Origin of the sequence: Aeromonas sp. QDB18 (genome assembly GCF_027705325.1) — a bacterium.
Classification (GTDB): domain Bacteria; phylum Pseudomonadota; class Gammaproteobacteria; order Enterobacterales; family Aeromonadaceae; genus Aeromonas; species Aeromonas caviae.
This window is the reverse complement of sequence record NZ_JAPDBQ010000129.1, coordinates 1-12426: the sequence shown is the minus strand read 5'-3', so window position 1 is coordinate 12426 and position 12426 is coordinate 1. Positions and strand designations below refer to the sequence as shown.

Sequence of the window (12426 nt, the reverse complement as noted above, 5' to 3'; positions counted from 1 at the left end):
GGATTTAGGGACTCAGAATACTTTTTTCTGAAAATCAAGGCGGCCTTCCCCGGAAAGCCGCGATGAACCATAAAAAAAGGGCCCCTAGAAGGAGCCCTTTTCGATCACTGCAGCGGAAGATTACTCTTCGTCAAAACTGCCGGCTGCGTTGAGCAGATCCGCCAGGTTTTGCTGAGCTTCATCGGCAGTCACCTGCGGCACACCGACAGCACGGGCTGCGGCGGCACGCTGGTTGATGCGGCTGTGGTGGTAGGCAAAGCCGGTACCAGCCGGGATCAGACGACCCACGATCACGTTCTCTTTCAGGCCGCGCAGTTCATCACGCTTGCCACCAACGGCTGCTTCGGTCAGCACGCGGGTGGTCTCCTGGAAGGAAGCCGCGGAGATGAAGGACTCGGTGCTCAGAGATGCCTTGGTAATACCCATCAGGATATGACGGTAGGTAGCCGGGGTCTTCCCTTCGGCAACCAGTTTACGGTTGGCGATCTTCACACGGGCCACTTCAACCTGCTCACCTTCGATCAGGTCGGTGTCACCAGCGCTCAGGATCTCGCACTTGCGAAGCATCTGACGCACGATGACTTCGATGTGCTTGTCGTTGATCTTAACGCCTTGCAGACGGTAAACGTCCTGCACTTCGTTGGCGATGTAGTTGGCGACCGGGCTGATACCGCGCAGACGCAGGATGTCATGAGCAGACTCGGGACCGTCCGCCAGCACTTCACCCTTCTCAACTTTTTCACCTTCGAACACGTTGAGGTGACGCCATTTCGGAATCATCTCTTCGTAGATCTCGCCACCATCGGTCGGGGTGATGACCAGACGGCGTTTGCCCTTGGTCTCTTTCCCGAAGGAGATGGTACCGGAGATCTCGGCCAGGATGGCCGGCTCTTTCGGCTGACGTGCTTCGAACAGATCCGCAACGCGCGGCAGACCACCGGTGATGTCCTTGGTACCGCTGGACTCTTGCGGGATACGCGCAACCGCGTCACCCACGCCCACGTTAGCACCATCTTCCAGGTTCACGATCGCCTTGCCCGGCAGGAAGTACTGGGCGGGAACGTCGGTGCCCGGGATCATCACATCCTTGCCGTTCAGATCGACCAGTTTCACGGTCGGACGCATCTCTTTACCGGCGCTCGGACGCTCGTTGACATCCAGCACGACGATGGAAGAGAGACCGGTCAGCTCGTCGGTCTGACGAGTGATGGTCACACCGTCGATCATGTGTTCGAAGTGCAGGCGACCCGCTACTTCGGTGATGATCGGGTGGGTGTGCGGGTCCCAGTTCGCGACGGTATCACCGGCGTTCACCGCTTCGCCATCCTTCACTTCCAGCACGGAACCGTAAGGCAGCTTGTGGCTTTCCTTGGTACGGCCCATCTCGTCCATGATGGTCAGCTCGGTAGAACGGGAGGTGATAACCAGCTTGTCAGAGTTGTTCAGAACGAACTTGGCGTTCTGCAACTTGATGCTACCGGTGTTCTTCACCTGGATGCTGCTCTCGGCAGCCGCTCGGGATGCGGCACCACCGATGTGGAAGGTACGCATCGTCAGCTGGGTACCCGGTTCACCGATGGACTGAGCGGCGATAACACCGACAGCCTCACCCTTGTTAACCAGGTGACCACGGGCCAGATCACGGCCGTAGCAGTGAGCACAGTTACCGAAGTCGGTCTCACAGGTGATGGCAGAACGTACCTTCACGCGGTCGACGGAGTTGCGCTCCAGCAGGTCACACAGCTGCTCGTCGAGCAGGGTGTTGCGCGCTACCAGCACTTCATCCTCGGTACCCGGCTTGATCACGTCTTCGGCCACCACACGACCCAACACGCGCTCACGCAGCGGCTCGACCACGTCGCCACCCTCGATCAGCGGAGTCATCCACAGACCGTCGGTAGTGCCGCAATCGTCCTCGGTGATCACCATGTCCTGGGCCACGTCAACCAGACGACGGGTCAGGTAACCGGAGTTCGCTGTCTTCAGTGCGGTATCCGCCAGACCTTTACGAGCACCGTGAGTGGAGATGAAGTACTGCAGTACGTTCAGACCTTCACGGAAGTTCGCCACGATCGGCGTTTCGATGATGGAGCCATCCGGCTTCGCCATCAGGCCACGCATACCGGCCAGCTGACGGATCTGGGCGGCGGAGCCCCGCGCACCAGAGTCGGCCATCATGAAGATGCTGTTGAAGGAGGCTTGCTCTTCCTCATCGCCCAGGGAGTTGACGTTACGCTCCTTGGAAAGGTTGTCCATCATGGCCTTGGAGACGCGATCGTTCGCGCTGGCCCAGATATCGATAACCTTGTTGTAACGTTCGCCCGCGGTCACCAGACCGGACAGGAACTGGTCCTGGATCTCGGCAACTTCGGCTTCTGCAGCAGCGATGATGTCTTTCTTGGCATCCGGGATGACCATGTCATCGATACCAACAGAGGCACCGGACAGGGCCGCGTAGTGGAAACCGGTATACATCAGCTGGTCAGCGAAGATGACGGTATCCTTCAGGCCCTGCTTGCGATAGCAGGTGTTCAGCAGACGGGAGATGAGCTTTTTGCCCAGCGCCTTGTTGGAGACGCACTTGATCCAGTTCTGTGGGTTGGCGTCCAGGTCAGCCTGCTCTGCAGCAGTCAGTACCTTGGGCTCGTCGATCAGCGCGTATTCCATGCCTTTGGGCAGGATCAGGCTCAGGATCGCACGACCAACGGTGGTGTTCTTCATCTCGGTCTTGGCAACCAGCTCACCGGCTTCGTTCTTCACGTACTCGGTGATGCGGCACTTGACGCGAGCATGCAGGTCGGCCAGACCGGCACGGTACACCTTCTCGGCCTCTTTCGGGCCGGACAGCACCATACCTTCGCCCTTGGCGTTGATACGGGCACGGGTCATGTAATACAGACCCAAGACCACGTCCTGGGAAGGAACGATGATCGGCTCACCGGAGGCAGGCGACAGGATGTTGTTGGTGGACATCATCAGGGCGCGCGCTTCCAGCTGGGCTTCCAGGGTCAGCGGTACGTGGACCGCCATCTGGTCACCGTCGAAGTCCGCGTTATAGGCGGCACAGACGAGCGGGTGCAGCTGGATGGCCTTGCCTTCGATCAGGGTCGGTTCAAACGCTTGGATACCCAGACGGTGCAGGGTCGGTGCACGGTTCAGCAGAACCGGGTGTTCGCGGATCACTTCGTCCAGGATGTCCCAAACGACGGCTTCTTCGCGCTCCACCATCTTCTTGGCGGCCTTGATGGTGGTCGCCAGACCGCGGGATTCCAGCTTGCCGTAGATGAAGGGCTTGAACAGCTCAAGTGCCATCTTCTTCGGCAGACCGCACTGATGCAGACGCAGGGTCGGACCTACGGTGATAACGGAACGACCGGAGTAGTCGACACGCTTACCCAGCAGGTTCTGACGGAAACGACCTTGCTTACCCTTGATCATGTCGGCCAGGGATTTCAGCGGGCGCTTGTTGGAACCGGTGATGGCACGACCACGACGGCCGTTGTCCAGCAGGGCATCCACGGACTCTTGCAGCATGCGCTTTTCGTTGCGCACGATGATGTCCGGCGCAGCCAGGTCCAGCAGGCGCTTCAAGCGGTTGTTACGGTTGATCACGCGACGGTACAGATCGTTCAGATCGGAGGTCGCGAAACGACCGCCGTCCAGCGGTACCAGCGGACGCAGGTCCGGCGGCAGCACGGGCAGCACTGTCATGATCATCCACTCCGGCTTGTTGCCGGATTGCAGGAAGGCTTCCATCAGCTTCAGACGCTTGGTGGTCTTCTTGCGCTTGGTCTCGGAGTTGGTCTGATCCAGCTCCTCACGCATGGCTTTGACTTCGCCTTCCAGATCGATGGCGCGCAGCAGAGCCAGAATGGCCTCGGCACCCATCTTGGCGTCGAATTCGTCGCCCCACTCTTCCAGTGCGTCCAGATAGTTCTCTTCGGAGAGCATCTGGCTGCGCTCGAGGTTGGTCATGCCGGGTTCGATCACTACATAGGATTCGAAATACAGCACGCGCTCGATGTCACGCAGGGTCATGTCCAGCAGCAGACCGATACGGGACGGCAGGGACTTTAGGAACCAGATGTGGGCAGTCGGGCTGGCCAGCTCGATGTGGCCCATGCGCTCACGACGGACCTTGGTCTGGGTCACTTCTACACCGCACTTCTCGCAGATCACACCACGGTGTTTCAGGCGCTTGTACTTGCCGCACAGACACTCGTAGTCCTTCACCGGTCCGAAGATACGGGCGCAGAACAGACCATCACGCTCCGGCTTGAAAGTCCGGTAGTTGATGGTCTCAGGCTTTTTGACCTCACCGAATGACCAGGAGCGGATCATGTCAGGAGAGGCCAGACCGATCTTGATACTGTCAAACTCTTCGGTCTTGGTCTGAGCCTTCAAAAACTTGAGTAAGTCTTTCACGTGTTTCCCCTGTCAGGAGTCTAACCTCGGCGCCCCGGCTGCCGAAACAGCGGGGCGCCCACGTCAATTCTCGAACAATAAGAGCGAGCTCTTACTCTTCGTCCAGCTCGATGTTGATACCCAGAGAGCGGATTTCCTTCAGCAATACGTTGAAGGATTCGGGCATGCCCGGCTCCATACGGTGGTCGCCATCCACGATGTTCTTGTACATCTTGGTACGGCCGTTCACATCGTCAGACTTGACGGTCAGCATTTCCTGCAGGGTATATGCCGCACCGTAAGCCTCCAGGGCCCACACTTCCATCTCACCGAACCGCTGACCACCGAACTGCGCCTTACCACCCAGCGGCTGCTGGGTAACCAAGCTGTAGGAACCGGTAGAACGCGCGTGCATCTTGTCGTCTACCAGGTGGTTCAGCTTCAGCATGTACATGTAACCCACGGTGACCTTGCGCTCGAAGGCGTTACCGGTACGACCGTCGAACAGGGAGATCTGACCGGATTCCGGCAGATCGGCCAGCTTCAGCAAGGCTTTGATTTCGCGCTCTTTGGCACCATCAAAGACAGGTGTAGCCACCGGCAGACCTTTACGCAGGTTACCCACCAGGGTACGCACGTCGTCGTCAGACAGTTCAGCAATGTTCACTTGCTGGGAGTCCTTCTCGCCCAGGTCATAGACCTGTTGCAGGAACTCGCGCATCTCGTGCAGCTCGCGCTGTTCTTTGATCATGCGGTCGATCTTCTCGCCGATGCCCTTGGCCGCGAGGCCCAGGTGCACTTCGAGGATCTGACCGATGTTCATACGAGACGGTACACCCAGCGGGTTCAGTACGATGTCGACCGGACGGCCGTACTCGTCATGGGGCATATCCTCGACCGGACAGATCTTGGAAATAACACCCTTGTTACCGTGACGGCCCGCCATCTTGTCACCCGGCTGGATGCGACGCTTGACGGCCAGATAGACCTTGACGATCTTCAGTACGCCCGGCGCCAGGTCATCGCCCTGGATGATCTTGCGACGCTTGTTCTCGAATTTCTTGTCGAACTCGGCCTTCAGCTCAACGTGCTGTTCAGCGATCTGCTCCAGCTCGATTTGCTTGGCTTCATCTTCGATGGCCAGCTCAAACCACTTGGAACGATCGAGCTTGTTCAGACGATCTTCGCTGTAACCGGCGGCCAGCAGCAGGTTGCGGGAACGGCCGAAAATGCCGTCTTCCAGGATCTTGAACTCTTCGGTCAAGTCCTTCTTCGCTTCCTTCAGCTGCATCTCTTCGATTTCTTTGGCGCGCTTGTCTTTTTCCACGCCATCGCGGGTAAAGACCTGCACGTCAACCACGGTACCGTACACACCGTTTGGTACACGCAGGGAAGAGTCCTTCACGTCGGACGCCTTCTCACCGAAGATGGCGCGCAGCAGCTTCTCTTCCGGAGTCAGCTGGGTTTCACCTTTCGGCGTTACCTTGCCGACCAGGATATCGCCGCCCTTCACTTCGGCACCCACGTAGACGATACCGGACTCGTCCAGCTTGGACAGTGCGGCTTCACCCACGTTCGGGATGTCAGCAGTGATCTCTTCCGGACCCAGCTTGGTGTCACGGGAGATACAGGCCAGTTCCTGGATGTGAATGGTGGTCAGGCGATCTTCCTGAACAACACGCTCGTTCACCAGGATCGAGTCTTCGAAGTTGTAACCGTTCCACGGCATGAACGCGACGCGCAGGTTCTGACCCAGCGCCAGTTCACCAAGATCGGTGGACGGGCCGTCAGCCAGCACGTCACCCGCCATCACCGGCTCACCCAACATCACGCACGGACGCTGGTTGATACAGGTGTTCTGGTTGGAACGGGTGTATTTGGTCAGGCTGTAGATGTCGATGCCGGCTTCGCCAGGCAGCAGCTCATCTTCGTTGACCTTGATAACGATACGGGAGGCATCGACATAGTCGATCATGCCGCCACGCTTGGCCACTACGGTCACACCGGAGTCAACGGCCACTGCGCGTTCCATACCGGTACCAACCAGCGGCTTGTCAGCGCGCAGGGTCGGTACAGCCTGACGTTGCATGTTTGAACCCATCAATGCGCGGTTCGCGTCATCGTGTTCCAGGAACGGGATCAGGGCCGCTGCCACAGAGACGATCTGTTGCGGGCTCACGTCCATGTACTGGATCTGGTCGGCGTTCATAAAGGTGGATTCACCTTTGTGACGGCACGGGATCAATTCATCTTTCAGACGGCCATCTTCGGTGGTCGCGGCGTTGGCCTGTGCGATCACGTACTTGCCTTCTTCAATCGCAGACAGGTAATCCACTTCGTCGGTGATCACACCGTCGATCACCTTGCGGTACGGGGTCTCGAGGAAACCGTACTCGTTGGTGCGGGAATACACGGACAGCGAGTTGATCAGACCGATGTTCGGACCTTCCGGCGTTTCGATGGGACACAGACGACCGTAGTGGGTCGGGTGTACGTCTCGAACTTCGAAACCGGCACGCTCACGGGTCAAACCGCCCGGGCCCAGCGCGGAGATACGGCGCTTGTGGGTCACTTCGGACAGCGGGTTGTTCTGGTCCATGAACTGGGACAGCTGGCTGGAACCAAAGAACTCTTTGACCGCGGCGGAGATCGGCTTGGCGTTGATCAGATCCTGCGGCATCAAGGTGTCCAGATCGCCCAGAGACAGGCGCTCCTTCACCGCACGCTCGACACGGACCAGACCGACACGGAACTGGTTCTCGGCCATTTCACCGACGGAACGAATACGACGGTTACCCAGGTGGTCGATATCGTCCACTTCGTCGTTACCGTTACGGATGTCGATCAGGCGCTTCATGACCTCGACGATATCGTCCTTGGTCAGCACGCCAACGCCAGTCTCGTCTTCACGACCCAGACGGCGGTTGAACTTCATCCGACCTACGGTAGACAGGTCGTAACGCTCGGACGAGAAGAACAGGTTCTCGAACAGCTGTTCGGCCGCTTCGCGAGTGGGCGGCTCGCCCGGACGCATCATGCGATAGATCTCGACCAGAGCTTCCAGGCGGCTGGAGCTGGAGTCGATACGCAGGGTCTCGGACATGTAGGCACCGTGGTCCAGTTCGTTGGTGAACAGAACCTCGAAGTGCTTGAAGCCGGCTTGGGACAGGTTGGCAACTGCTTCCAGGCTCAGGGCCTGGTTGGCAGTCACGACCATTTCACCAGTCTGCGGATGTGCATAGTTCTTGGCTGCAACTTTGCCAACAACATACTCTACCGGCACCTCGATCTGAGTGATGCCGTCTTTTTCCAGCTGACGGATGTGACGGGCAGTGACACGACGACCGGTCTCGACCACCACGGCGCCATTGGCAATGATGTCGAATGTCGCGGTCTCGCCACGCAGGCGCTCGGGCACCAGATCCATCATCAACTTGCCATCTTTCACTTCGAAACCGATGGTCTCGAAGAAGGTGGCCAGGATTTCTTCGGAGCTGAAGTCCAGGGCGCGCAGAATAATGGAGGCTGGCAGTTTACGACGACGGTCGATACGGACAAACAGGTTGTCTTTCGCATCGAACTCGAAGTCCAGCCAGGAGCCACGGTAGGGGATAACGCGAGCGTTATAAAGCACCTTACCGGATGAATGTGTTTTGCCTTTATCGTGGTCGAAGAAGACGCCCGGGCTGCGGTGCAGCTGGGAGACGATGACCCGCTCGGTACCATTGATGACAAAGGTGCCGTTTTCGGTCATGAGCGGAATTTCGCCCATGTAAACTTCTTGTTCCTTGATGTCTTTGACGGTGCCGGCAGCTGCTTCACGGTCGTACAGAACCATACGAAGCTTGACACGCAGCGGCGCGGAGTAGGTCACTCCACGGATCTGGCATTCTTTTACGTCAAATACCGGCTCACCCAGGCGATAGCTGACATACTGAAGCTCAGCACTACCGGAGTAACTGGTGATCGGGAAAACGCTACGGAAGGCGGCTTCTAGGCCGTACTCACCTTCCGGGTCAGCCTCGATGAACTGCTTGAAGGAGTCCAGCTGAATGGACAACAGATAAGGCGTGTCCAGTACCTGGTCTCGCTTACCGAAGTCCTTACGTATGCGTTTTTTTTCGGTATAAGAGTAAACCATAGGGTTCCTCAGCTCGCTGATAAGTGACCCACTCTGTCCCCACGGGACAGCTCTGTCTCAACACCGTTTTGTGTTGGCCCGGACGATGAGGCGGTCCGGATTGCTGGTGCACCGAGAGTCGTGAACGGTGTGAAATACTCTCAGTCTACAGCGCAAAAAGGCTGGTGAATAAAGATTCACCAGCCTTAGCCTGTTTTATCAGGCTAATCTACATAAATGCAGATTATTTGATCTCAACAGAAGCACCGGCAGCTTCCAGCTCTTTCTTCAGAGCTTCAGCTTCGTCCTTGGACACGGCTTCTTTCAGATTGGTCGGAGCAGCTTCTACCAGGTCCTTGGCTTCTTTCAGGCCCAGACCGGTAGCGCCACGAACGGCCTTGATGACGGCAACTTTGTTGGCGCCAGCAGCAGTCAGAACTACGTCGAACTCGGTCTTCTCTTCTACTGCTTCAGCAGCAGCCGGGCCGGCCATGACGGCAGCAGCGGCAGAAACACCGAACTTCTCTTCCATAGCTTCGATCAGCTCAACAACTTCCATTACGGACATGGAAGCAACGGCTTCGATGATTTGGTCTTTAGTGATAGACATGACAAAAATTCCTGATGTTGAATAAACTCAAACAGCCTAGATAGGCGAGAATCAAGCAGCAGCTTGTTTCTGGTCGCGAACAGCAGCGATAGTACGAACCAGCTTGCCAGCAGAGGCTTCCTTCATGGTAGCCATCAACTTCGCAATTGCTTCTTCGTAAGTCGGCAGCGTGGCCAGACGATCAATTTGTGCTGCGGCGATAAACTCACCGTTAAAAGCGCCAGCCTTGATTTCGAACTTTTGGTTCGCTTTGGCAAACTCTTTGAACAGACGAGCGGCAGCGCCCGGGTGTTCGTTAGAGAAAGCAATCAAGGTAGGACCGGTAAATGCGTCGTTCAGGCACTCGTATTCGGTACCTTCTACCGCGCGACGCAGCAGGGTGTTACGCACAACGCGCATGTACACACCAGCTTCACGAGCGGTCTTACGCAGGACGGTCATCTTGTCTACAGTGACGCCGCGAGAATCGGCTACAACTGCAGAAAGAGCGCCTTTGGCAGCTTCGTTGACTTCAGCAACAATTGCCTTTTTGTCTTCGAGTCCCAATGCCATTGGCTTAACTCCTGGATTGAATCCGGGTCTATTGACCCAGTACTGACACATCCCCCCTACCTTTACAACAGAGGGGAACGATGCGGTAGCAGGATTCCAGAAGAGAAAGAATCTTTCTCGCTGGGTTTCCGGCACCGTCTACGCAGGAAACATTAAGGCTTTGCAGCCTCCTGCGGTCTTGGACGGAGGTCGAAACCCCCAACCAATCAAGGCGCAAAATTATAGATTAAATTTTGCGCCTTGTAAAACCCATCAATTAGGCCTGAGCTTCCAGAGAAGCTTGGTCTACGGCAACACCGGCACCCATGGTGGTGGAGATGCTGACTTTCTTGATGAATACACCCTTGGCGGAGGACGGCTTGGCCTTCTTCAAGGCAACCAGCAGCGCTTCCAGGTTCTCTTTCAACTGAGCTTCGTTGAAGGAAACTTTGCCCAGGGTGGTGTGAATGATACCGTTCTTGTCGTTACGGTAACGAACCTGACCAGCCTTGGCGTTCTTGACGGCTTCGGCTACGTTCGGAGTGACGGTACCCACTTTCGGGTTCGGCATCAGACCGCGCGGGCCCAGGATTTGACCCAGTTGACCAACAACACGCATGGCATCCGGGGATGCGATGACGACGTCGAAGTTCATCTCGCCTTTCTTGACCAGCTCGGCCAGGTCGTCCATACCAACCAGTTCAGCACCGGCAGCCTTGGCGGCTTCGGCGTTGGCACCCTGGGTGAACACGGCGACACGGATGTCACGACCGGTACCGTGCGGCAGTACAGTTGCACCACGTACGTTCTGATCGGATTTACGAGCATCGATACCCAGGTTAACGGCAACGTCAACGCTTTCAACGAACTTGGCAGTAGCCAGTTCTTTCAGCAGGGCAATGGCTTCGTTGATGGAGTACTCTTTGGTACCGTCAACTTTTTCGCGAATAACGCGCATACGCTTGGACAGTTTAGCCATTGTCTTACTCCTCCACTACCAGGCCCATGGAACGAGCGGAACCGGCGATGCAACGTACTTTTGCATCCAGATCGGCACCAGTCATATCCGGCTCTTTGGTCTTGGCGATTTCTTGCAGCTGAGCCACAGTCACCTTACCAACCTTGTCTTTGTTCGGCTTGGCAGAACCAGACTGGATACCAGCGGCTTTCTTCAGCAGGAAGGAAGCGGGCGGAGTCTTGGTTTCGAAGGTGAAGGAACGGTCGCTGTAAACGGTGATCACGACCGGAGTCGGAGAACCTTTTTCCAGCTTTTCTGTACGGGCGTTGAACGCCTTACAGAATTCCATGATGTTCACGCCGTGCTGACCCAGAGCGGGACCAACGGGAGGGCTGGGGTTAGCACTGCCAGCCTTAACTTGCAGCTTGATATAAGCTGTGACTTTCTTAGCCATTACAAAAATACCTCAAAAATGGGTTCTAACGCCTCGGAGACATGCTCCTGCAAACGGCTCCCCAACAAATAAAGGGGCAGCGAATTATAGAGATAATCGCTGCCCCTGACAACCGTTAAACGTACACAGATTAATCAGCCTTTTTCGACCTGACCAAAATCCAGTTCTACCGGCGTTGAGCGGCCGAAGATCAGTACGGAGACCTTCACGCGGCTCTTTTCGTAGTCCACCTCTTCAACGGTACCGTTGAAGTCGGCGAACGGACCATCGGCAACCCGGACCATCTCACCCGGTTCAAACAGGGTTTTCGGACGCGGCTTGTCGTGGGCATCTTGCAGACGATTGAGGATGGCATCCGCTTCCTTATCGGAGATAGGAGCAGGGCGATCGGAGGTACCGCCGATGAAACCCATTACACGTGGTACATTGCGTACCAGGTGCCATGTGGTTTCATCCATCACCATCTGGACCAGGACGTATCCCGGGAAAAATTTGCGCTCACTCTTGCGCTTCTGGCCAGCACGCATCTCGACCACTTCTTCGGTCGGGACCAGCACTTCACCAAACAGCTCTTCCATGCCATGCATCTTGATATGTTCACGCAGGGATTTGGCAACACGGCCTTCGTAGCCGGAAAATGCCTGCACGACATACCATCTCATACGCTGTTCACGTTGTTCAGTCATGGCTTATCCTTACACACCGGTAATCAGGTTGACCAACCAGACCAAGGCGCCGTCCAACACGAACAGCAGCAGCCCCATCACGGCAGTCACCGCCAGCACAATCAGGGTTGTCTGAATGGCTTCCTGACGGGTCGGCCATACGACCTTGCGGACTTCCAGGCGAGACTCACGGGCAAACGCCAGTGTTGCCTTGCCCTTGGTGGTTTGCAGGGCCACTGCACCGGCAGCAGCGATGACAACGACCACACCCAGGGCGCGGACGGCAGCAATAACGTCGCTCAGCAGGTAATTGCCCACTACAGCGGCCGCCAGGATGATGAAAACCAGGCCCCAAAGCAGGGTATCCTTGCTTCCGCCCTGACCCTCAGAACTAACACTCATACAACCCACCTGTATCTGACGTAACCAAAGACACAAAAGCCCCGTACGAGCCGAGGTATATGGCAGGGGCGGCAGGACTCGAACCCGCAACCATCGGTTTTGGAGACCGCTGTTCTACCAATTCGAACTACGCCCCTGCATAAGAAAGCCCCTATTATAGGGGCTTTGCTTTATTTATGTAAGCCAAGATTAAGCGATAACTTTGGCTACAACACCAGCACCTACGGTACGGCCACCTTCACGGATGGCGAAACGCAGGCCGTCGTCCATCGCGATCGGGGC

9 protein-coding genes and 1 tRNA gene are annotated in these 12426 nt (G+C 56.7%); all 10 read right to left on the bottom strand.

From position 1 onward, the window contains the following. Positions 1 to 120: 120 nt before the first annotated feature. Entirely contained in the window at positions 121 to 4425 is a 4305-nt protein-coding gene (gene rpoC / locus OKC30_RS16430) for a DNA-directed RNA polymerase subunit beta' (RefSeq protein ID WP_010675955.1), read from the bottom strand. A gap of 91 nt (positions 4426 to 4516) precedes the next feature. Then, complete coding sequence (gene rpoB / locus OKC30_RS16425) at positions 4517 to 8545, bottom strand: DNA-directed RNA polymerase subunit beta (protein ID WP_010675956.1); 4029 nt, start codon at positions 8543 to 8545, stop codon at positions 4517 to 4519. Between the two features lie 223 nt (positions 8546 to 8768). Further along, positions 8769 to 9134: a 50S ribosomal protein L7/L12 gene (gene rplL / locus OKC30_RS16420; RefSeq protein WP_010675957.1), complete on the bottom strand. Its 366-nt coding sequence runs from the start codon at positions 9132 to 9134 to the stop codon at positions 8769 to 8771. A gap of 51 nt (positions 9135 to 9185) precedes the next feature. After that, positions 9186 to 9686, bottom strand: coding sequence for a 50S ribosomal protein L10 (rplJ, locus tag OKC30_RS16415; RefSeq protein ID WP_005339895.1), 501 nt, complete (start codon positions 9684 to 9686; stop codon positions 9186 to 9188). A 256-nt stretch (positions 9687 to 9942) separates the two neighbouring features. Further along, positions 9943 to 10644 carry a 50S ribosomal protein L1 gene (gene rplA / locus OKC30_RS16410; protein WP_160839010.1) on the bottom strand — a complete coding sequence of 234 codons (702 nt, stop codon included), beginning with the start codon at positions 10642 to 10644 and terminating at the stop codon, positions 9943 to 9945. A 4-nt stretch (positions 10645 to 10648) separates the two neighbouring features. Continuing rightward, a complete protein-coding gene (gene rplK / locus OKC30_RS16405) occupies positions 10649 to 11077 on the bottom strand; it encodes a 50S ribosomal protein L11 (RefSeq protein ID WP_005306313.1) in 429 nt (142 codons plus the stop codon). A 134-nt stretch (positions 11078 to 11211) separates the two neighbouring features. Next, positions 11212 to 11763 carry a transcription termination/antitermination protein NusG gene (gene nusG / locus OKC30_RS16400; protein WP_010675959.1) on the bottom strand — a complete coding sequence of 184 codons (552 nt, stop codon included), beginning with the start codon at positions 11761 to 11763 and terminating at the stop codon, positions 11212 to 11214. A 9-nt stretch (positions 11764 to 11772) separates the two neighbouring features. Further along, on the bottom strand, positions 11773 to 12144 hold the full coding sequence (gene secE, locus OKC30_RS16395; RefSeq protein ID WP_010675960.1) for a preprotein translocase subunit SecE: 372 nt from the start codon (positions 12142 to 12144) through the stop codon (positions 11773 to 11775). A gap of 60 nt (positions 12145 to 12204) precedes the next feature. Beyond that, positions 12205 to 12281 (bottom strand) — tRNA-Trp (locus tag OKC30_RS16390). Between the two features lie 52 nt (positions 12282 to 12333). Further along, the coding region (locus tag OKC30_RS16385) for a hypothetical protein (RefSeq protein WP_131867864.1) at positions 12334 to 12426 on the bottom strand (93 nt) is incomplete at its 5' end.